At 69.1% G+C, this 25,209-nt stretch carries 13 protein-coding genes; 8 read left to right on the forward strand and 5 right to left on the reverse strand.

Annotation, left to right across the window (positions count from 1 at the left end):
• The first annotated feature begins 1 nt into the window (after window position 1).
• The 7 genes from ACZYYX_RS01560 to ACZYYX_RS01590 are packed head-to-tail and all read left to right on the forward strand — an operon-like array spanning window position 2 to window position 14,600.
• Entirely contained in the window at window positions 2-1,384 is a 1,383-nt protein-coding gene (locus ACZYYX_RS01560; protein WP_463812640.1) for an FAD-binding oxidoreductase, read from the forward strand.
• Window positions 1,385-2,161, forward strand: a complete 777-nt coding sequence (locus tag ACZYYX_RS01565; RefSeq protein ID WP_463812641.1) for a decaprenylphospho-beta-D-erythro-pentofuranosid-2-ulose 2-reductase — start codon at window positions 1,385-1,387, stop codon at window positions 2,159-2,161.
• Window positions 2,161-4,068 (forward strand): galactan 5-O-arabinofuranosyltransferase, encoded by a 1,908-nt coding sequence (locus tag ACZYYX_RS01570; protein ID WP_463812642.1) that lies wholly within the window; start codon window positions 2,161-2,163, stop codon window positions 4,066-4,068. Before ACZYYX_RS01565 ends, ACZYYX_RS01570 begins: the two co-directional genes overlap by 1 nt.
• Window positions 4,001-7,288: an arabinosyltransferase domain-containing protein gene (locus tag ACZYYX_RS01575; protein WP_463814758.1), complete on the forward strand. Its 3,288-nt coding sequence runs from the start codon at window positions 4,001-4,003 to the stop codon at window positions 7,286-7,288. The genes ACZYYX_RS01570 and ACZYYX_RS01575 overlap by 68 nt, the downstream gene beginning before the upstream one ends.
• A gap of 21 nt (window positions 7,289-7,309) precedes the next feature.
• Window positions 7,310-10,561 carry an arabinosyltransferase domain-containing protein gene (locus tag ACZYYX_RS01580; RefSeq protein ID WP_463812643.1) on the forward strand — a complete coding sequence of 1,084 codons (3,252 nt, stop codon included), beginning with the start codon at window positions 7,310-7,312 and terminating at the stop codon, window positions 10,559-10,561.
• On the forward strand, window positions 10,561-13,725 hold the full coding sequence (locus ACZYYX_RS01585; RefSeq protein ID WP_463812644.1) for an arabinosyltransferase domain-containing protein: 3,165 nt from the start codon (window positions 10,561-10,563) through the stop codon (window positions 13,723-13,725). The genes ACZYYX_RS01580 and ACZYYX_RS01585 overlap by 1 nt, the downstream gene beginning before the upstream one ends.
• The gene (locus ACZYYX_RS01590; protein ID WP_463812646.1) at window positions 13,722-14,600 is read left to right on the forward strand and encodes an MBL fold metallo-hydrolase; all 879 of its coding nucleotides are present in this window, start codon (window positions 13,722-13,724) and stop codon (window positions 14,598-14,600) included. The genes ACZYYX_RS01585 and ACZYYX_RS01590 overlap by 4 nt, the downstream gene beginning before the upstream one ends.
• 10 nt (window positions 14,601-14,610) lie before the next feature.
• On the opposite strand, the gene ACZYYX_RS01595 is transcribed toward ACZYYX_RS01590, so the two are convergent.
• On the reverse strand, window positions 14,611-15,237 hold the full coding sequence (locus ACZYYX_RS01595) for a TetR/AcrR family transcriptional regulator (protein ID WP_463812647.1): 627 nt from the start codon (window positions 15,235-15,237) through the stop codon (window positions 14,611-14,613).
• A 74-nt stretch (window positions 15,238-15,311) separates the two neighbouring features.
• Here ACZYYX_RS01595 and ACZYYX_RS01600 point away from each other — a divergent pair, with 74 nt between their 5' ends.
• Window positions 15,312-15,935, forward strand: coding sequence for a DUF998 domain-containing protein (locus ACZYYX_RS01600; protein ID WP_463812648.1), 624 nt, complete (start codon window positions 15,312-15,314; stop codon window positions 15,933-15,935).
• A 1-nt stretch (window position 15,936) separates the two neighbouring features.
• On the opposite strand, the gene ACZYYX_RS01605 is transcribed toward ACZYYX_RS01600, so the two are convergent.
• Genes ACZYYX_RS01605 through pks13 form a run of 4 tightly spaced genes read right to left on the reverse strand, consistent with a single transcriptional unit; the run spans window position 15,937 to window position 25,196 of the window.
• On the reverse strand, window positions 15,937-17,256 hold the full coding sequence (locus tag ACZYYX_RS01605) for a serine/threonine-protein kinase (RefSeq protein WP_463812649.1): 1,320 nt from the start codon (window positions 17,254-17,256) through the stop codon (window positions 15,937-15,939).
• A 10-nt stretch (window positions 17,257-17,266) separates the two neighbouring features.
• Window positions 17,267-18,166, reverse strand: a complete 900-nt coding sequence (locus ACZYYX_RS01610) for a DUF4331 family protein (protein ID WP_463812650.1) — start codon at window positions 18,164-18,166, stop codon at window positions 17,267-17,269.
• Window positions 18,167-18,192: 26 nt separating this feature from the next.
• A complete protein-coding gene (locus ACZYYX_RS01615; RefSeq protein ID WP_463812651.1) occupies window positions 18,193-19,746 on the reverse strand; it encodes an acyl-CoA carboxylase subunit beta in 1,554 nt (517 codons plus the stop codon).
• Window positions 19,743-25,196, reverse strand: a complete 5,454-nt coding sequence (gene pks13, locus ACZYYX_RS01620; RefSeq protein ID WP_463812652.1) for a polyketide synthase Pks13 — start codon at window positions 25,194-25,196, stop codon at window positions 19,743-19,745. Before pks13 ends, ACZYYX_RS01615 begins: the two co-directional genes overlap by 4 nt.
• Window positions 25,197-25,209 lie beyond the last annotated feature (13 nt).

The raw sequence follows: 25,209 nt of genomic DNA on the forward strand, positions 1-25,209 counted from the left end.
GATGTTTCGCACCGAGTTTCCGACCACCGCCAAGCGCCTGACCGGCTGGGGCCGCACCGCTCCGACCGTCGCGCAGGTGCTGACGACGCCGGATCCCGAGGTGATCGTCAAGGCCGTCACCCGCGCCGCCGAGGACCCTGACCGTGGTGTTCTCGCCCGTGGCCTCGGCCGCTCCTATGGCGACAACGCCCAGAACGGCGGCGGCCTGGTCATCGACATGAATGCGCTCAACCGCATTCACTCGATCAACACCGACGATGCACTCGTCGACGTCGATGCCGGCGTCAATCTCGACCAGCTCATGCGCGCAGCCCTGCCTCTTGGACTCTGGGTGCCTGTGCTGCCGGGCACGCGGCAGGTCACCATCGGCGGCGCCATCGCCTGCGACATCCACGGCAAGAACCACCACAGTGCCGGCAGCTTCGGCAACCACGTCCGCTCGATGGACCTGCTCACCGCCGACGGTCAGGTCCGCACCCTCACCCCCGACGGCCCCGAGCGCGACCTGTTCTGGGCCACCGTCGGAGGCAACGGACTGACCGGCATCATCCTGCGCGCCACCATTGCGATGACGCCGACCGAGACCGCGTACTTCATCGCCGACGGGGACGTCACGGCGAGCCTCGACGAGACCATCGCCTTCCACAGCGACGGCACCGAGGACAATTACACCTACTCCAGTGCGTGGTTCGACGCGATCAGCGCCCCGCCCAAGCTCGGGCGCGCGGCCATCTCCCGCGGCTCGCTGGCAACCCTCGACCAGCTGCCCGCCAAGCTGCAGAAGAACCCGCTGAAATTCGATGCGCCGCAACTGCTCACGCTGCCCGATGTCTTCCCCAACGGGCTGGCGAACAAGTACACGTTCATGCCGATCGGCGAACTCTGGTACCGCAAGTCGGGCACCTACCGCGGCAAAGTCCAAAACCTGACGCAGTTCTACCATCCGCTCGACATGTTCGGAGAGTGGAATCGCGCTTACGGCTCATTGGGTTTCGGCCAGTACCAGTTCGTGGTGCCCACCGACGCCGTCGAGGAGTTCAAGGCGATCCTCGTCGACATCCAGCGCTCGGGGTTCTACTCGTTCCTCAACGTGTTCAAACTATTCGGGCCGGGAAACGAAGCGCCGCTGAGCTTCCCGATCCCCGGCTGGAACGTGTGCGTGGACTTTCCGATCAAGCCGGGCCTCAACGAGTTTCTCAACGGACTCGACAAGCGGGTCCTGCAATTCGGCGGGCGGCTCTACACCGCCAAGGATTCCCGCACCACGGCCGAGACCTTCCACGCCATGTACCCCCGCATCGACGAATGGATCGCGTTGCGCCGCAAGGTCGATCCCGCCGGGGTCTTCGCCTCCGACATGGCTCGACGACTGGAGCTCCTCTAAATGGTGTTTGACGCCACCGGCAATCCTCAGACCATCCTGCTGTTCGGGGGAACCTCCGAGATCGGCCTGGCGATCTGCGCGCGCTACCTGCGCAACGCCTCGGCCCGGGTGATCCTGGCGTGCATGCCCGGCGATCCACTGCGCGATGCCGCCGCAACGCAGATGCGTGACGCCGGCGCCAAGGCAGTGGAAGTCATCGACTTCGACGCCCTCGACACCGACAGTCACCCCGGCGTCATCGAGAAGGCATGGGGCGGCGCCGTTGCCCCGAGAGACATAGACGTCGCGATCGTCGCGTTCGGCCTGTTGGGCGATGCCGAGGAGTTGTGGCAGAACCAGCGCAAGGCCGTCCAGATCGCCGACATCAACTACACCGCCGCCGTGTCGGTGGGCGTGCTCGTCGGGGAGAAGATGCGCGCGCAGGGCTCCGGCCAGATCATCGCGATGAGCTCCGCGGCGGGTGAACGCGTGCGGCGCTCCAACTTCGTCTACGGCTCCACCAAGGCCGGGCTCGACGGCTTCTACCTCGGCCTGGGAGAAGCATTGCGCGAGCACGGCGTTCGCGTGCTCGTCATCCGCCCCGGCCAGGTGCGCACCCGAATGAGCGCGCACGTCAAGGAAGCGCCGCTGACCGTCGACAAGGAGTACGTCGCCGAGCTCGCAGTCACCGCGTCGGCCAAGGGCAAGGATCTGGTGTGGGCGCCCGGCGCGTTCCGTTACGTGATGATGGTGCTGCGCCACATCCCGCGCCCGATCTTCCGCAAGCTCCCCATCTGATGCCAGGCGTGCTGGCCGCGCCGGTTCGAGTGGCCGGCCAGATGACCGTCGCGGCCGCGATCGCCGCCCTGGTCGCCGTCGTGAGCCTGGCTGCGATCGCCCGGGTCGAATGGCCGGCCTACAACTCATCCAATCAGCTGCACGCGCTGACCACGGTCGGCCAGGTCGTTTGTCTGACAGGGCTTTTCGCGGCCGGGCTGCTGTGGCGGCGCGGCCGTCACACCCTGGCCCGCCTCGGCGCGACCCTGTTCCTTGCCGCCTTCTCCGTCGTCACCCTGGCCATGCCGCTGGGCGCCACGAAGCTGTATCTCTTCGGCATCTCCGTCGACCAGCAGTTCCGCACCGAATATCTGACCCGGCTCACGGATTCGGCGAGCTTGCACGACATGACCTACATCGGTCTGCCGCCGTTCTACCCGCCGGGCTGGTTCTGGCTCGGCGGCCGGCTCGCGGCACTGACGGGCACGCCGGCGTGGGAGATGTTCAAGCCGTGGTCGGTCACCTCGATCGCGATCGCGATCGTGATCGCCTTCGCGCTCTGGGCCGCGATGGTCCGCTTCGAATACGCGCTCGTGGTCAGCACCGCGACCGCCGCGGCTGCGCTCGCCTACACCCCCGCCGAGCCCTACGCCGCGATCATCACCGTGCTGCTGCCGCCGATCTTCGTGCTGGGGTGGTCGGGCCTGCGGGGGAAATCAAGAAACGGGGGCTGGGCCGCCGTCGTCGCGGTCGGCATCTTCCTCGGCGGCGCGGCCCTGTTCTACACGCTGCTGCTGGCGTACGCGGCGTTCACGCTGACCATCATGGCCGCCTTGCTCGCCGTCGCCCGCAGGCACTGGGACCCGCTGGCCCGTCTCGCCGTCATTGCGGTGATCTCCGGGTTGATTGCGCTGATCGGGTGGGGGCCCTATCTCATCGCCGCCGCCAAGGGCACTCCCGCCGACCGCGGCACCGCGCAGCACTACCTGCCCGTCGACGGCGCTCAGCTGTCGTTCCCGATGCTGCAGTTCACGCTTCTGGGTGCGCTGTGCCTGCTCGGCACGCTGTGGCTGGTCGTGCGGGCGCGCAGCTCCACGCGTGCGGGCGATGAGCGCTTGCGCGAAGAGCAGACGGCACCCGCGCTGGCTGTCGCCGTGCTGGCCGTGTACGCCTGGTCGCTGCTGTCGATGCTCACCACGCTGGTGGGCACCACGCTGCTGTCCTTCCGTCTGCAGCCGACGCTGACGGTGCTGCTGACCGCGGCCGGGGCGTTCGGGTTCATCGAGACGTCCCGGGCCCTGGCCGCGCGGGTGAGAACCGCGAACACGCACCGCGTCGTCGCCGTCGCCACCGTGGTCGGTGCCCTCGGCGCCGTCACGTTCAGCCAGGACATCCCCGACGTGCTGCGCTCCGACATCGTCGTTGCCTACACCGACACCGACGGCTCCGGTCAGCGCGCCGACCGCAGGCCCCCGGGAGCCGAGCAGTACTACCGGGAGGTCGACGCGAAGATCCAGGAGGTGACCGGCCGGCCCCGCAACGAGACCGTCGTGATGACCGCCGACTACAGCTTCCTGTCCTACTACCCGTACTACGGCTTCCAGGGCCTCACGTCGCACTACGCCAACCCGCTCGCCCAGTTCACCGAGCGCGCCGGCGCCATCGAGGGCTGGTCCATGCTGACCAGCGCCGACCAGTTCGTCACAGCCCTGGACGCCCTGCCGTGGCCGCCGCCCACCGTCTTCCTGATGCGTCGCGGCGCCAACGACACCTACACGCTGCGGCTGGCCGCCGACGTCTACCCCAACCAGCCCAACGTGCGGCGCTATCACGTCGCCCTCGACGACGCGCTGTTCGACGATCCACGCTTCGACGTGTCCACGATCGGGCCGTTCGTGTTGGCCATCCGCAAGCCCTCTACGATCTAGCTCCGTGGCGGAGCAGCGGGCGAGGAGTGGCAACCACCGCACCGCGCGCCTGATCGCGATCGTGGCGGGCCTGCTGGGCACCGTGCTGGCGATCGCCACCCCACTGCTGCCGGTCACCCAGACCACCGCGCAGCTGAACTGGCCGCAGAACGGGGTGCTCGCCAGCGTCGACGCCCCCCTCATCGGGTACGTCGCCACCGACCTCGAGATCACGATCCCCTGCCAGGCCGCCGCGGGCCTGGACCGTCCCGGTCGCTCGGTGCTGCTGTCCACCGTGCCCCGACAGGCGCCGAAAGCCGTCGACCGCGGGCTGCTCATCGAGCGGGTCAACAACGACGTCCTGGTGATCGTGCGCAACACCCCGGTGGTCAGCGCACCGCTGGACCAGGTGCTCAGCCCGGCCTGCCGGGAGCTGACGTTCACCGCCCACGCCGACAAGGTCACCGGCGAGTTCGTCGGGCTCACCCAGCCACCCGACTCGTCCGACGCCGGCGAACCTCTGCGGGGCGAGCGCAGCGGCTACGACTTCCGCCCGCAGATCGTCGGCGTGTTCACCGACCTGTCCGGCCCCGCCCCTCCCGGCCTGCAGCTCTCGGCCACCGTCGACTCCCGCTACAGCACCTCGCCGACGCTGCTCAAGCTCGTCGCGATGATCCTCGGCGTCGCGATGACGATCGTCTCGCTGGGCGCGCTGCACGTGCTCGACAGCGCCGACGGTCGGCGGAACAAGCGCTTCCTGCCGCAGCGCTGGTGGTCGTTGTCCCCGCTCGACGGGCTGGTCACCGCGGTGATGGTGTGGTGGCACTTCGTCGGCGCGAACACCGCCGACGACGGCTACATCCTGACCATGGCGCGGGTGTCGGAGAACGCCGGCTACATGGCCAACTACTACCGCTGGTTCGGCACCCCGGAGGCGCCGTTCGGCTGGTACTACGACCTGCTCGCACTGTGGGCGCACGTCAGCACCACGAGCGTCTGGATGCGACTGCCCACGCTGCTGATGGGGCTGGCCTGCTGGTGGGTGATCAGCCGCGAGGTGATCCCCCGCCTCGGCGACTCGGTCAAACACAGCCGGGCCGCGGCGTGGACGGCCGCGGGACTGTTCCTGGCGTTCTGGCTGCCGCTGAACAACGGTCTGCGTCCGGAGCCGATCATCGCGCTGGGCATCCTGCTGACCTGGTGCTCGGTCGAGCGCGGGGTGGCCACCAGCCGGCTGCTGCCCGTCGCGATCGCCGTGATCATCGGCGCGCTCACGCTGTTCTCCGGGCCCACCGGCATCGCCGCGGTCGGCGCTCTGCTCGTCGCCATCGGGCCGCTGAAAACCATTGTGGCCGCCCATGTCTCACGGTTCGGCTACTGGGCGCTGCTGGCGCCGATCGCCGCCGCGGGCACCGTCACGATCTTCCTGATCTTCCGCGACCAGACCCTGGCCGCCGAACTGCAGGCGAGCAGCTTCAAGTCCGCTGTCGGGCCCAGCCTGGCCTGGTTCGACGAGCACATCCGCTACTCGCGGTTGTTCACCACCAGCCCCGACGGCTCGGTGGCACGCCGGTTCGCGGTCGTCACGCTGCTACTCGCCCTGGCGGTGTCGGTGGCGATGTCGCTGCGCAAGGGCCGCATTCCCGGCACCGCGCTCGGCCCGAGCCGCCGCATCGTCGGCATCACGATCATCTCGTTCCTGGCGATGATGTTCACCCCCACCAAGTGGACCCACCACTTCGGCGTGTTCGCCGGACTCGCTGGTTCACTCGGCGCACTGGCGGCCGTGGCGATCTCGACGGCGGCCATGCGGTCCCGGCGCAACCGCACCCTGTTCACCGCGGCGGTGCTGTTCCTCACCGCACTCTCGTTCGCCACCGTCAACGGCTGGTGGTACGTCTCGAACTTCGGTGTGCCGTGGTCGAATTCGTTCCCCGAATGGCACTTCGGCTTCACCACCATGCTGCTGGGACTCTCCGTGCTCGCCCTGCTGGTGGCCGCCTGGGTGCACTTCTCCGGCCGCGACGCCGCCCCGGAGGCCCCGCCGCGGCGCTGGCGATCCGTGGCGCGCGCCCCGCTGGCGATCGCCACCTGGGCCCTGGTGATCTTCGAGGTCGGCTCCCTCACGCTGGCGATGACCGGCCAGTACCCGGCCTGGACCGTCGGCCGGTCCAACCTCGAGGCGTTGGCCGGAAAGACCTGCGGCATGGCCGAAGACGTCATGGTCGAGCAGGATCCCAATGAAGGCATCCTCACCCCGATCGACACACCCGTCAGCATCTCGCTCGGCGCCGGTCGATCAGAAGGGTTCACCCCCAACGGAATTCCCGCTGACGTCTCCGCCGACCCGGTGATGGAACAACCCGGCTCGGACAACTTCGCCGACTCCGACAGCGGCGTGGTCACCGGCAGCGAAGCGGGTACCGAGGGTGGCACGACCGCCGCAGCGGGGATCAACGGCTCGCGCGCCAGCCTCCCCTACAACCTGAACCCGGCCCGCACCCCCGTGCTCGGCAGCTGGCGCAGCGGCACGCAGGCGCCCGCGTTCCTGCGATCGGCCTGGTACCGCCTGCCCGCCGGCTGGAACGAGGGCGACCGCTCCGACTCGCTGCTGGTGGTGTCGGCGGCGGGCCGGTTCGATCCCAGCGATCTGATCGTGCAGTGGGCCCGCGACGGCGACGACACCCCGGGCGGCGGCATCGGCTTCGGCGACGTCGGCGCGGCCCCCGCGTGGCGCAACCTGCGGGCGCCACTGTCGGCCATCCCCTCCGACGCGACCCGCATCCGATTGGTCGCCACCGACGACGATCTGAGCCCCACCCACTGGATCGCCGTGACCCCGCCCCGCATCCCGGCGCTGCGCACGCTGCAGGACGTCGTCGGCTCCAGCGATCCGGTGCTGCTGGACTGGCTGGTCGGGCTCGCGTTCCCGTGTCAGCGTCCGTACGGGCACCGCAACGGCGTCATCGAGGTACCCAAGTGGCGCATCCTGCCGGACCGCTTCGGCGCCGAGGCCAACTCGCCGGTGATGGACTACCTGGGCGGCGGCCCGCTCGGCATCACCGAACTACTGCTGCGCGCCACCACCGTGCCGACATATCTGAAGTACGACTGGTTCCGCGACTGGGGTGCGCTGCAGCAGCTCACGCCCTACTACCCGGGCGCCGAGGTGGCCCGCCTGGATCTCGGTTCGGCAACGCGTAGCGGACTGTGGAGCCCGGCACCGCTGCGTCTGTCCTAGACCCGTCTACCATCGAGCCTCGTGCCTGCCCGCAGTCCCCGTCTCGTCGCGATCCTCGCGGGAGTTTTGGGACTCGTCGGCATCCTGTGCTGCGGTGTCGCACCGCTGCTTCCGGTCACCCAGCAGACCGCGACGGTCCTGTGGCCGCAGGGCGCCGACGCCGACGGCTTCGTCAGCGACATCACCGCACCGCTGGTCTCCGGTGCCCCCAAGTCGCTCGACGTCACGATCCCCTGCACGGCCGTGACGAGCCTGCCCGCGGACGGCGGCGTGGTGTTCTCGACGATTCCGGCCAACGGGATCGACGCCGGCCGTAACGGCCTGTTCGTGCGCGCCAATGCCGACGTCGTCTACGTCGCGTTCCGCGACACCGTCGCCGCCGTCGCACCCCGGCAGGACGTGAACCGCGGCGCCTGCAGCGAGCTGCGCCTGTGGGCCAACATCGGTGCGGTCGGCGCCGATTTCGTCGGCATCCCGGGCGCTACCGGCACGCTCAGCGTCGACAAACGCCCGCAGGTGGCAGGGGTGTTCACCGACCTTCGTGTCCCCGTCACTGCGGGCCTGAACGCCCGTATCGACGTCGACACCCGCTTCATCACCACCCCGTCGGCGCTGAAGACACTCGTGATGGCGCTCGGCGTCGTGTGTGTGGTCGGCTCGATCATCGCGCTCGCGCTGCTCGACCGGGTGTCCGGACGGCGCCCGCCCCGCACCCGTCGCCGCGTCGGCTGGGCGACCTGGGTGGCCGACCTGGGCGTGATCGGCGGGCTGCTGGCCTGGCACGTCGTCGGCGCGACGTCGTCGGACGACGGCTACAACCTGACGATGGCGCGGGTGGCCGGTGAGGCCGGCTACACCACCAACTACTACCGCTATTTCGGGGCATCCGAGGCGCCGTTCGACTGGTACCAGAGCGTGCTCGCCCACCTGGCCTCGATCAGCGCCGCCGGGGTGTGGATGCGGCTGCCTGCGCTGCTCGCAGGCATCGGTACCTGGCTGATCGTCAGCCGCTGCCTGCTGCCGCGGCTGGGCCGCCGCGTCGCCGCGAACCGGGTGGCCACCTGGACCGCCGCGGCGGTGTTCCTGGCCGCGTGGCTGCCGTTCAACAACGGGCTGCGCCCTGAACCGCTGATCGCCTTCGCGGTGGTCGCGGTCCTGATGCTGGTGGAGTGGACGCTCGGCACGCGCAGGCTGTGGCCGGCCGCCGTGGCGATCGTGATCGCGATGTTCTCGGTGACGCTGGCGCCGCAGGGTCTGGTTGCGCTGGCGCCCCTGCTGGTCGGCGCTCGCGGCATCACGCAGATCGTCTCCGCCCGCCGCCGCACCGACGGATTCGCCGCGACCCTGCTACCGCTGGTGGCGGCCCTCTCGCTGATCTCGGTGATCGTGTTCCGCGACCAGACGCTGGCCACCGTCGCCGAATCGGTGCGCATCAAGTACACCGTCGGGCCGACCATTCCCTGGTACCAGGAGTTCCTGCGCTACTACTACCTCACCGTGGAAGACAGCGTCGACGGCTCCCTGACCCGCCGCTTCGCCGTGCTCCTGCTGCTGTTGTGCGTGTTCGGGCTGATCGTGGTGCTGCTGCGCCGCGGCCGTGTGCCCGGTGCGGTGAGCGGACCGGTGTGGCGGCTGACGGGCAGTGCGGCGATCGGTCTGCTGCTGCTGACCCTGACCCCGACCAAGTGGGCCGCGCAGTTCGGCGCGTTCGCCGGGCTGGCCGGCGCGCTCGGCGGGGTGACGGCGTTCGCGTTCGCCCGGGTCGGCCTGCACAGCCGCCGCAACCTGGCGCTGTACGTGACGGCCCTGCTGTTCGTGCTCGCCTGGGCGACCTCCGGCATCAACGGCTGGTTCTACGTCGGCAACTACGGGGTGCCCTGGTTCGACAAACAGCCCGTGATCGCGCACTTCCCGGTCACCACGATCTTCCTGGTGCTGGCCATCGCCGGCGGTCTGCTCTCGGCCTGGCTGCACTTCCGCATCGACTACGCCGGTCACACCCAGGTCGCCGACACCGGCCGCAACCGTGCGCTGGCCTCGACGCCGATGCTGATCGTCGCGATCATCATGGTCGTCCTCGAGCTCGGCTCCATGCTCAAGGCGACCGCGGGGCGCTACCCCGTCTACACCACCGGCTCCGCCAACATCGCCGCGCTGCGCTCCGGCCTGGGCACGGACAGCTGCGCGATGGCCGACGACGTCCTCGTCGAAGCCGACACCAATGCCGGCATGCTGCAACCCGTTCCGGACCAGCGATGGGGGCAGTACGGGCCGCTCGGCGGTGAGGACCCGGTCGGGTTCACGCCCAACGGCGTCAGCGACACCCTCGAACCGGCCGAGCCGGTCGCCGCCAATCCCGGCACCGTCAACTCCGACGGCCCCGTCGACAAGCCGAACATCGGCATCGGATACGCGGCGGGCACCGGCGGCGGCTACGGACCGGAAGGCGTCAACGGCTCCCGGGTATTCCTCCCGTTCGGCCTCGACCCCAAGCGCACGCCGGTCATGGGCAGCTACGGCGAGAACGCCATCGCGGCGAAAGCCACCTCGGCCTGGTACCAACTGCCGCCCCGAACCCCGGACCGGCCGCTGGTGAGCGTCGCCGCCGCCGGAGCCATCTGGTACTACAACGAAGACGGCTCGTTCAACTACGGCCAGTCACTGAAGCTGCAGTGGGGAGTGCACCGGCCCGACGGGTCCTACCAGGCGCTCAATGAGGTCCAGCCGATCGACATCTTCCAGCAGAAGGCCTGGCGCAACCTGCGCTTCCCGATGACGACGGCACCGCCGGAGGCCAACGTCGCCCGCATCGTCGCCGACGACCCCAACCTGTCGGAGGACCAGTGGTTCGGGTTCACCCCGCCGCGGGTCCCGGTGCTGGAGACCGCCGAACAGTTCCTCGGGTCGGACACCCCGGTGATGATGGACATCGCCACCGCGGCGAACTTCCCCTGCCAGCGCCCGTTCGCCGAGCACCTCGGGATCGCCGAGCTGCCGCAGTACCGCATCATCCCGAACTTCAAGCAGATGGTGGTCTCGTCGAACCAGTGGCAATCCGCCGAATCCGGAGGACCGTTCCTGTTCATCCAGGCGCTGCTGCGCACCGCGACGATTCCGACCTACCTGAAGGGTGACTGGTACCGCGACTGGGGCTCACTGGAGCGCTACATCCGCGTCGTACCGCGCGACGAGGCGCCCGACGCCGTCGTCGAGGAAGGATCGACACGCGTGTTCGGCTGGAGCCGTGGCGGACCCATTAGGGCCCTCCCGTGATGCGCGACGACGTGAAGGTGGCGCGCTGGGTCGCGACGATCGCCGGCCTGCTCGGCTTCGTGCTGGCCGTGGCGACTCCTCTGCTGCCGGTCACGCAGACCACAGCGACGCTGAACTGGCCGCAGCAGGGCCGGGCCGACGACGTCACCGCGCCGCTGATCGCGCAGGCCCCCGTCACGCTCACCGCCTCCATTCCGTGCGCGGTGCTGGCCGACATGCCGGCCAGGGGCGGACTGGTGCTGGGCACCGCACCCGCGCAGGGCCGCGACGCCGCGCTGAACGCGATGCTGGTCAACGTCACCTCCTCCCGCGTCGACGTCATCGTCCGCAACGTCGTGGTGGCCAGCGTCAACCGCAACCGCATCGGCGGCTGCGAGCGCCTGGACATCACGTCCTCGCACGACGGCACGTTCGCCGAATTCGTCGGGCTGAAGAAGTCCGACGGGTCCGCCCAGCGCACCGGCTATGCCGACCCCAACCTGCGGCCGGCGATCGTGGGGGTGTTCACCGATCTGGTCGGCCCGGCGCCGCCCGGGCTGCAGTTCTCGGCGACGATCGACACCCGCTACACCACCCACCCCAGCGCGCTGAAACTCACCGCGATGCTGCTGGCCATGGTGTCGACGGTGATCGCCCTGCTGGCGCTGTGGCGGCTGGATCGCCTCGACGGGCACCGCATGCATCGCGTGATCCCCACCCGGTGGCGCACCTTCACTGTGGTCGACATCGTCGTCGTCGGCGGGTTCCTGCTCTGGTACGTGATCGGAGCCGGCTCCTCGGACGACGGCTACCAGATGCAGATGGCGCGCACCGCCGACCATGCCGGCTACATGGCCAACTACTTCCGCTGGTTCGGCAGCCCCGAGGATCCGTTCGGCTGGTACTACAACGTGCTCGCGCTGATGACCCATGTCAGCGACGCCAGCCTGTGGATCCGGCTGCCCGACCTGATCTGTTCGATGATCTGCTGGCTGCTGCTCTCGCGGGAGGTGCTGCCGCGACTCGGCCCCGCGGTGTCATCGAGCCGGGCCGCGATGTGGGCGGCCGGTCTGGTGCTGCTGGCGGCGTGGATGCCGTTCAACAACGGGCTGCGTCCCGAAGGGCAGATCGCCACCGGTGCTCTGGTCACCTACGTGCTGATCGAGCGGGCCATCACCTCGGGCCGGCTCACCCCGGCCGCACTCGCCACGCTCACCGCCGCGTTCACCCTCGGCATCCAGCCGACCGGGCTGATCGCCGTGGCCGCCCTGGTCGCCGGTGGCCGCCCGATCCTGCGCATCGTGATGCGGCGACGCGCACTGGTGGGCACGTGGCCACTGATCGCCCCTCTCCTGGCAGCAGGCACCGTGATCCTGACGGTGGTGTTCGCCGACCAGACGATCGCAACGGTGTTGGAAGCCACCAAGATCCGCACCGCGATCGGGCCGAGTCAGGAGTGGTACACCGAGAACCTGCGGTACTACTACCTGATCCTGCCGACCACCGACGGCGCCATCGAACGCCGGGTGGCGTTCCTGTTCACCGCGATGTGTCTGTTCCCGTCGCTGTTCATGATGCTGCGCCGCAAGCGTGTTCCCGGCGTCGCCCGCGGGCCGGCCTGGCGCCTGATGGGCGTGATCTTCGCGACGATCTTCTTCCTGATGTTCACCCCCACCAAGTGGATCCACCACTTCGGGTTGTTCGCGGCGGTGGGCGGCGCGATGGCGGCGCTGGCCACGGTCATGGTGTCGCCGGTGGTGCTGCGCTCGGCCCGCAACCGGATGGCGTTCCTGTCGCTGGTCTTCTTCGTACTGGCGCTGTGCTTCGCCTCCACCAACGGCTGGTGGTACGTGTCGAACTTCGGTGTGCCGTTCAACAATTCGGTACCCAAGATCGGCGGCGTGACCGTCAGCACCATGTTCTTCGCGCTGTTCGCGGTGGCTGCGCTGTGGGCCTTCTGGCTCCATCTGAGACCGCGGCGCGAACCTCGCGTGGTGCGACTGCTGACCGCCGCGCCGATCCCGATCGCCGCGGGCCTGATGGTCGTGGTGTCGGTCGCCTCGATGGCGATCGGCGTGGCGCGCCAATACCCGACCTACTCCAACGGATGGGCCAACGTGCGGGCGCTGGCCGGCGGCTGCGGGTTGGCCGACGACGTTCTGGTGGAACCGGATTCGAACGCGGGCTTCCTGGCACCACTGCCTGGCGACTACGGACCTCTCGGACCGCTCGGCGGTGCGACGCCAACGGGCTTCTCCCCCAACGGGGTTCCGGAGAAGATCATCGCCGAGGCGATCAGGCTGAACAATCCGCAACCCGGCACCGACTACGACTGGAACCGCCCGATCAAGCTGTCCCGGCCCGGGCTGAACGGGTCCACGGTCCCGCTGCCCTACGGCCTGGACCCCGCCCGCGTCCCGGTCGCCGGCTCGTATTCGACTGCCGCACAACAGGAGAGCCGCCTCACCTCGGCCTGGTACGCACTGCCCGCTCCTGACGACGCGCATCCTCTCGTGGTGATCACGGCGGCGGGCACCATCGAGGGGACGAGTGTCGCCAACGGTCTGACGTCGGGGCAGAAGGTCGAACTCGAATACGCCACCCGCGGCGCCGACGGAGCGCCGGTGCCCGCCGGCCGCGTACAGCCCTACGACATCGGCCCCACTCCGTCGTGGCGCAACCTGCGCTACCCGCGCTCGGAGATCCCGGCCGACGCCGTGGCAGTGCGGGTGGTCGCCGAAGACCTGTCGCTCGGCCAGGGCGACTGGGTCGCCGTCACCCCGCCGCGGGTCCCCGAGGTGCGCTCGGTGCAGGAGTACGTCGGATCGACCCAGCCCGTGCTGATGGACTGGGCGGTGGGGCTGGTGTTCCCGTGCCAGCAGCCGATGCTGCATGCCAACGGCGTGACCGACATCCCCAAGTTCCGCATCTCGCCCGACTACTTCGCCAAACTTCAGAGCACCGACACGTGGCAGGACGGCAAGAACGGTGGCCTGCTCGGGATCACGGACCTGCTGTTGCGGGCGTCGGTCATGTCGACCTACCTGTCGCACGACTGGGGGCAGGACTGGGGTTCACTACGCCGGTTCGACACCATCGTCGACGCGCAGCCGGCGCAGATCGACCTCGGTGAAGCCAGCCGCTCCGGGCTGTGGTCGCCCGGTCCGATGCGCATCGAGCCGTGACCGATTCCGTCCAGCTCGGCCGGGCCACGCTGACCCGGGTGGTCGAGCTGCGGGTCCAGATGCGCACCGATCTGTTCGGCCAGACCCCCACCGAGGCCTGGGCCGACAACGCCCACCTCCTGGAGCCGCTGTTCTGGGACCGCGAGGCCGACCAGTGGAAGATCGCGATGCAGACGTGGGTGCTGCGGGTCGACGGGCTGACCGTGCTCGTCGACACCGGGGTCGGCAACGACCGGCACCGGCCACACTTCCCGCCGCTGCACCAGCTGCAGACCGGATATCTCGACGCGCTCGCAGCGGCCGGGGTCACCCCGGAATCCGTCGACGTCGTGGTCAACACACACCTGCACACCGACCACGTCGGATGGAACACCCGCCAGGTCGACGGAGAGTGGGTGCCGACGTTCCCGAACGCCCGCTACCTGATGCCTGAACTCGACTACCGCCACTTCTCCCCCGACGGCGACAGCGCCAACGAGGGCATGCAGATCGTCTTCGCCGACAGTGTGATTCCGGTCGCCGACCAGACCGAGCTGTACTCCGGTGACCATCAGCTCAGCGACTCACTGTGGCTGCGGCCCGCGGCTGGACACACGCCCGGTTCGTCGGTGGTGTGGCTGGACGCCGGCGTACCCGCCGTGTTCGTCGGCGATCTCACCCACTGCCCGATCCAGCTGATCCGACCCGAAGATCCGTGCGCGTTCGACGAGAACCCGGCTGCCGCGGCGCGCGCCCGCCACCGCGTGCTGACCGAGGCCGCTCGCCGAGGAGCGGCGGTCGTGCCGGCGCACTATCCCGGCCACGGTGGCGCACGGATCTCGGCCCGCGACAACGGATTCGGCGTCCAGGAGTGGCTGGCGCTGACCGAGATCTGACCGGGGGGATCTAGCCGGTGCCGTAGCCGGCGAGGAACACCCGTACCCCGTTCCGCGCCTGGCGGTCGAGGTCGAGACTCTCCTGCACCGCGGGACCGCCACGGAACAACGCCTCGTCGATACACCGGCCGACGATCAGGAACGCGAAATGCTCTGCGGCGACCGCTGTGTCCGCAACCTTCAGCAGGCCGCGGCGATCCAGCGCCGCGAAGCAGTCGGCGAACGCGGCCAGCATCCGGCCCGGCGCGCGCTGCAGATACGCCTCGGCGAGATCGGGTACGCGGGTGGCCTCTCCGATCACCAGGCGCCGCAGTTGCACGACCGGCTCGGCCAGCACAGCGTGCAGGTAGTCACGCGCCAGCGACGTCAGATCCTGTTCGAGATCGGCCGTGGCGGCGAGCTCTGCGACGCGCGCCTCGAAGCTGCCGACGGTGGAAGTCAAGGCCTCGTCGACGATCGCCAGAAGTAGCGCGTGCTTGTCGCCGAACTGCTTGTAGACCGTCTGCTTGGACACTGCGGCGGCGGCCGCGATCGCGTCGACACTGGTGCCCTGGTAGCCGTGCGCCAGGAACAGCCGCCGCGCCTCGGCCAGGATCGTCGCACGCTTGCGCGCCGAGCGGCTCGTCGGTTCCGGCATCTCACCTCGCTGGTACTGGACAGTCCAGTTTTGGGTACTGTACGGTCTAGTTCCATTCTGACACGGAGGACGCCGTGACCACGACGGATTGCCCGCCACTGGCGGACCGCATCACCAAATCGTTGCTCGGCTACGGAGTTATTGCCGGCCCCGTCTACGTGATCTCGGTGGCCGCGCAAGCCGCCACCCGCGACGGGTTCGACCCGACCCGGCACGCGGCGAGCCAACTCGCCAACGGCAGCCTCGGCTGGATCCAGATCGCCACCTTCATCATCTGCGGCGCGATGACGATCGCCGCCGCCGTCGGCGTCGGCCGTGCCCTGGGAGCGCGACGACGGGCGCCGTGGACGGCTGGCCTGCTCGGCGTCTACGGGGCGGCGCTGATCCTCGCCGGGATGTTCCGCGCCGACCCGTCCGACGGCTTCCCGCCGGGCACCCCGGCAGGCCCGGGAGTGGTGACCTGGCACGGAATCACCCACTTCGCCGTCGCCGGTGTGGGCTTCGCATGCCTGGTCGCGGCGTGCTTCACCTACGGCGGGTGGCCGTCGCGGATCGTGGGGCTCGTGTTCGCGGTGAGCTTCCTGTGGCTGTCCTCCGGGCAGGGCGGCACCCCCGCGCTTCTGACGTTCACCGTCGCCGTCGTGCTGAGCTGGGCGTGGCTCTGCGCGGTGTCGATCCGGTTGTACCGCCGCGTCTGACCTAGTTCGTCTCGTCGTTCGCGCCGGGGTCGGCATTCTCCCGAGCGATGTCACCCTGGCAGTCGTCCTGGGACAGCTTGGTCTGCTGCACGCACACCTGCACCGGGACGTCGCCGGTGCCGGTGGGTTTGGCGATGTCCGACGAATACAAAGACCACAGCTGCTGATCCGACCCGCTCACCCGCGCGCAGTAGGCCTGTGCACCCTGCTCGGTGATGCCCGCCCCGCCCAGCGTCCCGCAGTCCGCGCCGACCACCACCACCGGCACGGCCACGCTGGCCGTCTTCGTCGGCTCGTCGCGCAGCACCACGAACAACGTCGCTGCCACCGCCAGCACAGACAGCACCAGCGCAAGCACCGCCAGGATGCGCCCGCGGGACCGCGCGGCAGCCCGCCCCGTCCTGGCATGACGCGGACCGGCCGTCGCCGCCTGCGCCGGCATCGTCGCGTGGGGATCGGCACCGAGCGCCGGGGCCATCGTCCCCGTCCGGTTGGCCAACGCCCTCGCGAAGTCGATGCAGCGTTCGAACCGGTCTGCCGGTGATTTCGCCAGCGCCTTCTCCAACGCTCCGCCCAGCCCCGACAGGTCCGGGCGCGCCTGCGCGATCGACGGCGGGCGCGCCGACAGGTGCGAGCTGATGACGATCGCCGGGTTGGAATGCTGGAACGGCGGCGAACCCGTCAGCAGCTGGTACGCCGTCGCCGCCAGAGCGTACTGGTCGGCCCGCCCGTCGATGTCCTTGTCGGCAGTGAGCTGCTCGGGCGCCGAGTAGGCGACCGTGCCGACGGTCATGTCCGTGGCCGTCAGCGCGCTCACCTCACCTACACGGCGCGCAATACCGAAGTCCGCCAACAGAATTCGCTCTTCATCGGTATCAGGGTCGGCGATCAGGATGTTGGCGGGCTTGACGTCGCGGTGCAGCAGGCCGCGCGCGTGCGCGTAGTCCAGCGCCTCCCCCACCGCGGTGACGATGCGGACCACCAGATCCGGCGGCATCCCGTCGGGATAGCGCTCGGCGAGCAGCCGCGCGGCGTCGGTGCCCTCGACGTGGTCCATCGACAACCACAACCGGCCGTCGAAGTCCCCGCGGTCGTGCACGGAGACGATGTGCGGATGCCACAGCGTCGCCGCGATGTCGGCTTCCCGGTTGAAGCGCTCCCGGTACTCGGTGTCGGCGCACACCGCGGCCGAGAGCACCTTCAGGGCGTCGTTGCGCGGCAGCCGAGGATGGCGCGCCAGATACACCTCACCCATGCCCCCCGAGCCCAGCAGCCGCATGACGGTGTAGCCCGCGATCACGTCTCCGTCGGTCAGCGGCATCGCGAGACCCCTACGGCGCGCAGAGATAGGGGAAGTCGGGCAGGAATTCCTCACGCGGCGCGAAGTCGGTCAGGCTGGTCCGGCCGTTCGTCAGGAACTTCGACCGGTAGTCGGCGACGTCGTCGCGCAGCGTGCGGCCGTTCGGATACCCGGCGGGCTTGCGTGGGTTGTACGTCAGCACGTCGGGCAGTGTGCCCTCGGACGCGATCGCGTCGATGGCCTCGGCACGGGTGTAGCCGCCGGTCTCGGCCATCAACTCGATGAGATGCCCCATCCAGCGACCCTGGTCCCGGTTCGGCTCACCGGCGTTGAACTCGGCGAGTTCGGAGTCGTCGGGAAAGAAGCCGCTGACCCACGGATGCGCGACACGGTCGGCGTGTACCCACCGACCGTCGGTGTTCACGCTGCACCGCGCCCAAATGCGGACATCGGGCACGGCACCGAGGTAGGCCGTCGGCAGCTCCACGGCCATCGCGATGACCTTCGAGCCCTCGAACGCGGCGTCACTGCGGGCCCCGGCGAAGAACGAGAAAGACCCCGAGCGCGACCGCCACAGATGCGGCTCGTCCTCGAACGACACGTCCGTGCCGCCGAAGATCTCCGACCCCACCGCGGCGTCGACGCGTGCCTCGGCCTGAAGGGCGAGGCGGACGTCGACCTTCTGCCTGCCGTTCACCGGTTCACTGAAGACGAAGTTGAACGCGATGTCGTTGCGCAGGTCGCCGTCGTTGTCGATCGCGATGCGATAGACCGCGTCGGGATGCATCGCATCGGCGTTCGGGTTCGCGGTCAGGATCAGCGCCGTACGGCCCGGGTCCCTGGGGGACGGGAACACATACAAATCGCACAGGTCCAGGCGCGGATCGCCCAGCGGCGCACCCCGACGCAGCCCGGTGAAGTCAGTCGACACGAGCTCTATCCAACCGCACTGCAGTTCTAGATGGGCGTCAGGCCGTGTTTGCGCAGCACCTTGGGGAACGGTTGCTTGTCGCGCAGCAGTTTGAGCGACTTGCGCAGCAGCAGCCGCGTCTCGTGCGGTTCGATGACGCCGTCGATGTAGCCGCGCTCGGCCGCGATCCACGGGGTGGCCATGTTCAGGTTGTAGCCCTCGATGAAGTCCTTGCGGATCTTCTGCACCTCCGGCGCCGTCGGGTCCGGGAAGCGCTTCACCAACAGCTGCGCCGCGCCCTCGGCGCCGATCACCGCGATACGCGCCGTCGGCCAGGCGAAGTTCAGATCGGCCGAGAGCTGCTTGGAGCCCATCACCGCGTAGCCGCCGCCGTACGCCTTACGGACCACGATGGTGACCTTCGGGACGTCGGCCTCCACGATCGCGTTGAAGAACCGGCCGCCACGCTTGATGATGCCGTTCTTCTCCTCCTCGACACCGGGCATGGCGCCCGGGGTGTCGACGACGAACACCAGCGGCAGGTTGAACGAATCGCAGAACCGGATGAAGCTCGACGCCTTGTCCGACGCCTCGCTGTCCACCGCGCCGGACAGCACCATCGGCTGGTTGGCGATGACGCCGACGGGCCGGCCGTCGACCCGGGCGAACGCGGTGATCATCGCGCGCCCGCGCTGATCGGAGACCTCGAACACGTCGCCGTCGTCGAAGATCCGCAGCAGGATCTCCATCATGTCGTAGGCCTGGTTGTCCGAGTCCGGCACGATCGTGTCCAGCTCGAGGTCGTGCGGCGTGATCTCCGGCTCGAGCCCCGGGTTGATGATCGGGGCGTCGTCGAAGTGGTTGGCCGGCAGGAAGCTCAGGTAGTCCCGCACGTACTGGTAGGCGGCGGCCTCGGAGTCGACGACCTTGTGGATGTTGCCGCGCTGCGCCTGCACGTCGGCGCCGCCGAGTTCGTCGAACGTGACGTCCTCACCCGTGACGTCCTTGATGACATCGGGACCGGTGATGAACATGTAGCCCTGGTCGCGCACCGCGACGATCAGGTCCGTCTGGATCGGCGAGTACACCGCGCCGCCGGCGCACTTGCCGAAGATCAGCGAGATCTCGGGCACGAGTCCGCGCAGCATCTCGTGGCGACGGCCCAGCTCGGCGTACCAGGCCAGCGACGTCACCGCGTCCTGGATGCGCGCGCCCGCCGAATCGTTGATGCCGATGATCGGGCAGCCGACCATCGCCACCCACTCCATCAGGCGGGCGACCTTGCGGCCGAACATCTCGCCGACCGAGCCCTGGAAGACGGTCTGGTCGTGGCTGAAGACACCCACCGGGCGGCCGTTGATCGTGCCGTGGCCGGTGACCACGCCGTCGCCGTAGAGCGCGTCCGGGTCGCCCGGAGTCTTGGCCAGCGCACCGATCTCGAGGAAGCTGCCCGGATCGAGCAGCTCGTAGATGCGGTCCCGCGCGCTCGGAATGCCCTTCTTCGCGCGCTTGGCGACGGCCTTCTCACCGCCCGGCTCCTTGGCGAGCTCCAGCTTCTCGCGGAGCTCGGTCAGCAATTCCGCCGTCGTTTTCGTGGTCACTTGCTCTCGCTCTCGATCACGGTGATCGCCTCACTCAGGTGAGCCCCGACCTTGGCAATGTACGGCTCGTCGATGACCTGGATGTGCTCGCCCCCGACCGGCACCACTTCGAGATCCTCGACGTAATCCCCCCACCCGCCGTCAGGCTGACGGACGGCGTAGCGCGGCTCGAAGAAGATCGCGTCGTCGTGGTAGCGATCGGCCATGTACAGCGTCACGTGGCCGTCGTAGGGCTGGATCTCCGCGGTCTCGAGTAACCGGTTGTCCAGGTACGACGTGCGCTGGTGCTCGATGATGCCGCCCGGGATCTCGACCCCGGCCTGCTGTACGGCGTCGAGGACGTAGCGGACCTGACCGTCGTCGTCGAGCGCCTCGAGTTCCTCGTAGGGGATCTCGGGGATCTCGACGTTGAAGGTGCGCTGCGCGAACAACGCGTAGCGATCCCACCGGGCGCGGGTCTCCTCCTTGGTCTGCGGGATCTCCTCGCCGGGACGCACCATGTCGATCAGCCCGACGAACCGCACGTCGGCGCCCTCACGCTTCAGTCCGATCGCGCACGCGTAGGCCAACGCCCCGCCGAGCGACCAACCGACCAGGATGTACGGACCGTCGCCCTGGATCTCCCGCAGCTTCGGCAGGTACTCGGCGGCACGCTCCTCGACCGAACCCTCGACCCGCTCGAACCCGTACATCGGGGTGTCCGGCGGCAACCGCTTCAGCAGCGGCTCGTAGACCACGGTCGACCCGCCCGCCGGATGGAACACGAACACCGGGATGCGCTTCGATCCCTCGGGCCGGGCCCGGATCGTCCGCACGAAGCCGTCGACCTCACCGGCGTCCATGAGATCGCGCACGACGGTGGACAGGTCCTGGATGGTGCCTGCGGCCTTCACCTGGTCGGCGGTCACCTCGCCGTCGGCGCGCTCGGAGAGCCGCTCGGCCAGCTTCTGCGCGGTCGCGTCGTCGATCGACGGCAGCTCGTTGAAGATGCCGCCCGGTGACTTGCCGGTGACGATCGCCCACGTGGCGAACGTGACGCGTTCCGCGGCGTCACGCGGCGGCACGTCGGCGCCGAGCGCCTCGGTGACCGCTTCCTGCGTGAGGACCTTCGCGGCGAGGCTTGCGGCGCTGGGCTTCTCAGCACGTGGACCGGCCGGGCCGCTCGGGTCGGTGGGCGGGGGCGGGATGCCCGGGCCCGACGGATCCGTAGGCGGAGCGGGGACCGCGACATCGGACAGGGGCGGCGGGATCGTCAGATCCTGCTGGGCCTCCACGGAATCGGTGGCGATCTTCTCCGCCGGCGACTGTTCGGCCGCGATCGGGTGCCCTGCCTCGGCGAGCTTGGCCTCGAGTTCGGCGACCGTGCTTGCGCCGCCCATCATCTCGGCCTGCTCGGCCGCGATCTCCTCGGCCGTCTTGCCCTTCTGGGCCTCGGCCAGCTGGTCGACCTCGTCGCGATGCTCGATCGCGTACGCGATCAGCTTCTCCACCGCATACAGGTTCGCGTCGCGGACCGCGGTCAGCTGGATCGGCGGCAGGTCGAAGTCGTATTCGACGCGGTTCTTGATGCGCACCGCCATCAGAGAATCCAGGCCCAGCTCGATCAGCGGGACCTCCCACGGCAGGTCCTCGGGCTCGTACCCCATGGCCGAGCCGACGATCGTGCCGAGCCGCTCGCCGATCGTCTCGCCGGACTCCGGGGACCACTTCGCGAAGCTCGCACCGAGGTTCGCCCCGGCGGTCAGGTTGTCGGCCTCGAACGCCGGTGTCTCTTCCGGCTCCTCGACCGGCGTCGCGACCGACACCTCGGCAACGGTGCCGGCGCCGACGGCGGTCGGCAGCACGGTCTGCGCGCCACCGCGGCTGACGATCGCGTCGTAGACGAGGGTGAAGGACTCGTCGATCCGGGCATGCACCTGCACGCTCGCCCCGCCCGGATGGCGGGTCAGCGTGGTCACCAGGCGCGAACCCTGGGCGGGAACGGCGCGCTGCTCGGAGGCGACCAGCTTGGCGTCCGGGAGAACCATCGCAGCAGCACTTTTCACCAGAGCCGCCAAGTCGACCTCGCCCACACCTGTCCCGTCGCTTCGCTCGCCCAGACGCGGCGAGAACTCCCACACGTGCCGGCCGTCCGGGGTGGCCACGTGGCTGCCCGGCATCACGCCGGAGCTGTCGCCGGTGAAGTGCGCATCCAGCCAGTGCGGCTTGCGCTTGAACGTGGTCGGCGGGATGTTCGCGAAATCCAGCGCCCCGCCGAACCCGCGCGACTTCCGCGGGAACAGGGTGCGGAAGTCGAGGTCATGGCCGTAGACGAACAGATGTGACATGGCCGTGGTCATCGAGTCGACCTCGTCCTGCTTACGCGCCAGCGTCGGAATCAGCTGCGCGTCATGCAAACCCGCGTCGGCCGTGGTGAGCCCGGCCTGCATCAGCGCCACCGGGTTGGGCGCCAACTCGAGGAACGTGGTGTGCCCGTTGTCGACGGCGTTGCGGATGCCGTGGGTGAAGTAGACGCTGTGCCGCAGCCCCTTCTTCCAGTAGTCCACGTCGTGGATCGGCTCGCCACCGGCGCGAACGAGGTTGCCCTCGTGCACCGTCGAGTAGTAGGCGACCTGCAGCGGGTGCGGTTCGATGCCCTGCAGTTCCGCGGCGAGCTCACCGAGCAACGGATCCATCTGCGAGGTGTGGCTGGCGCCCTTGGTCTGGAACTTGCGCGCGAACTTGCCCTCCGATTCGGCGCGGGCGATGATCGCGTCCACCTCGTCGGGCGGACCGCCGATCACCGTCTGCCCCGGCGCGGCGTACACGCACACCTCGAGGTTCTTGAAATCCGAGAAAACGCTGTCGATCTCGTCCGCCGAGTACTCCACCAGCGCCATCAACCGGATGTACTCGCCGAAGAGCATCGCCTCGCCCTCACCCATCAGGTGGCTGCGCGAGCAGATGGTCCGGGTCGCGTCCTCCAGCGAGAGCCCGCCGGCGAAGTAGGCCGCGGCCGCCTCGCCGAGCGACTGCCCCACCAGCGCACCGGGTGTGGCGCCATGGGACTTCAGCAGTTCGCCGAGCGCGATCTGGATCGCGAAGATGACGAGCTGCACCTTCTCGATCGGTAGCTCGGTGGTCTCGTCGGTGTAGTCGATCGCGTCATCGAGGATGAGTTCGAGGACCGAGAAGCCGCGCTCGTCCTGAATGAGGCTGTCCACCTTGTTGATCCACTCGGCGAACGTCTCGTCGCGCAGGTACAGACTCTTACCCATCTTGCGGTGCTGCGCGCCGAAGCCGGCGAGCACCCACACGGGACCGTTGGTCACCGGGCCGTCGGCGCTGATGACCAGCGGGGTGGGTTTGCCGTCGGCGATGGCCCGCAGACCCTTGATCGCCTCGTCGTGATCGTGGGCGAGCACCACGGCGCGGGAACGGCCGTGGTTACGCCGCGACAGCGAGCGGCCGATCGACTCCAGCGACGACGCCCGGCCCTCGGGGCTGTCGATCCAGTCTGCCAACTCCGCGGCAGTGGCCTTCTTGCGCGAGGTCAGGAAGCCCGAGACTGCCAGCGGGACAATCGGATTCGGGGGATTCTCGGCGTCGGCGGCGGCCTGCTGTTCGCGGGCGACCTCGAGCAGGCGCAGCGCCTCGTCGGTCAAGCCTGGCAGTTCGTAGTCGCCCTCGGCGGCCACGGCCGGGGTGTCCAGCGCGTCGTCATCGTCGTCCTCATCGACGAATTCGCCGTACTCGTCCATCCGCACGCCGCCCACGTACACGGCTTTCGCGTCGTCGTTGGCGGGCGTCACGACCGCGACGTCGGGCTCGGGCTCCGGCTCGACCAGATCGCTGGCGAGCACCTCGCGCACCACCAGGTGGGCGTTGGCGCCGCCGAAACCGAACCCGGACACACCGGCGATGGCCCGGCCGCTGTAGCGGGGCCAGTCGGCCACCGTGTCGACCACCTTGAGGTGTTCGGCGTCGAAGTCGATGTAGGGGTTGGGTCCGGCGTAGTTGATCGACGGCGGGATCTTGTTGTTGCGCAACGACAGCGCCACCTTGGCCAAGCTGGCCGCACCGGCGGCCGACTCCAGGTGTCCCACATTGGACTTCACCGCGCCCAGCAGGGCCGGCTTGTCGGCGGCGCGGCCGCGGCCGATGACCCGGCCCAGCGCGTCGGCCTCGATCGGATCACCGAGGATCGTGCCGGTGCCGTGGGCTTCGACGTAGTCGACAGACCGCGGGTCGATGCCGGCGTCCTTGTATGCCTTGCGCAGCACCGCTTCCTGGGCATCCGGGTTGGGCGCCAGCATGCCGTTGGAGCGGCCGTCGTGGTTGACCGCACCGCCGGCGATCACGGCGAGGATGTCGTCGCCGTCCCGGCGGGCATCCTCGAGACGCTTCAGCACGATCATGCCGCCGCCCTCGGAACGGGCGTACCCGTCCGCGTCGGAGGAGAACGACTTGATCCGGCCGTCGGAGGCCAGCACGCCACCGACCTCGTCGAACCCGAGGGTGACCAACGGGGTGATCAGCGCGTTGACCCCGCCGGCGAGGACGACGTCGGCGTCCCCGGCGCGTAGCGCCTTCATGCCTTCGTGCACGGCGACCAGAGCCGACGAACACGCCGTGTCGATGGCCATCGACGGGCCGCGGAAGTCGAAGAAGTAGGACACGCGGTTGGCGATCACCGCGCTGGAGTTACCGGTGATCGCATAGGGGTGCGCGACGGTGGGATCGGCGACCGACATGAACATGTAGTCGTTGACCGAGCTGCCGATGAACACGCCGACATTGGCGCCGCGCAGACTCGACGCGGGAATCCTGGCGTGCTCCAACGCCTCCCACGTCAGCTCGAGCGCCATGCGCTGCTGGGGGTCGATGTTGTCGGCTTCCATCTTCGACAGCGCGAAGAACTCGGAGTCGAAGCCCTTGATGTCTTTCAGGTAGCCGCCGCGGGTGCGGGCCTTGGCCACCCGCTCGGCGATGCGCGGCTCGGACAGGAACTCCGACCACCGCCCCTGGGGCAGGTCGGTGATCGCGTCGCGGCCCTCGAGCAACGCCTCCCACGTCTGGTCGGGGGTGTTCATGTCCCCCGGAAAGCGTGTGCCCACACCGACGATGGCGATGTTGAGCTTGCCCTCGTCACCGTGGCGCGACCAGTCCTCGGCATCGAGGGCGGCCATGTCCGCTTCGGGCTCACCCTCGATGATCACCGTCGCCAGCGACTCGATCGTGGGATGGCGGAACGCCACGGTCGCGGTCAGCGTGACACCGGTGAGGTCCTCGATGTCGCTGGCCATGGCCACCGCGTCACGCGAGGACAGCCCCAGCTCGACCATGGGCGTCGACTCGCTGATGGAGTCCGGCGACTGCCCGGTGGCATTGCCGATCCAGTTGCGCAGCCATTCCCGCATCTCGTTCACGGTCATGTGCGGTACGCGCGAATTCTCTTGCGAGTCAGCCATGTTCACTTAACCT

This window comes from Mycobacterium sp. IDUB_1 (genome assembly GCF_055419625.1).

Excerpts from the sequence above, each read along its gene's own strand:
- ACZYYX_RS01570 (WP_463812642.1), top strand. The coding sequence starts at position 2,161 with ATGCCAGGCGTGCTGGCCGCGCCGGTTCGAGTGGCCGGCCAGATGACC.
- pks13 (WP_463812652.1), bottom strand. The coding sequence starts at position 25,196 with ATGGCTGACTCGCAAGAGAATTCGCGCGTACCGCACATGACCGTGAAC.
- ACZYYX_RS01560 (WP_463812640.1), top strand. The coding sequence starts at position 2 with ATGTTTCGCACCGAGTTTCCGACCACCGCCAAGCGCCTGACCGGCTGG.
- ACZYYX_RS01595 (WP_463812647.1), bottom strand. The coding sequence starts at position 15,237 with ATGCCGGAACCGACGAGCCGCTCGGCGCGCAAGCGTGCGACGATCCTG.
- ACZYYX_RS01565 (WP_463812641.1), top strand. The coding sequence starts at position 1,385 with ATGGTGTTTGACGCCACCGGCAATCCTCAGACCATCCTGCTGTTCGGG.
- ACZYYX_RS01605 (WP_463812649.1), bottom strand. The coding sequence starts at position 17,256 with ATGCCGCTGACCGACGGAGACGTGATCGCGGGCTACACCGTCATGCGG.
- ACZYYX_RS01585 (WP_463812644.1), top strand. The coding sequence starts at position 10,561 with ATGCGCGACGACGTGAAGGTGGCGCGCTGGGTCGCGACGATCGCCGGC.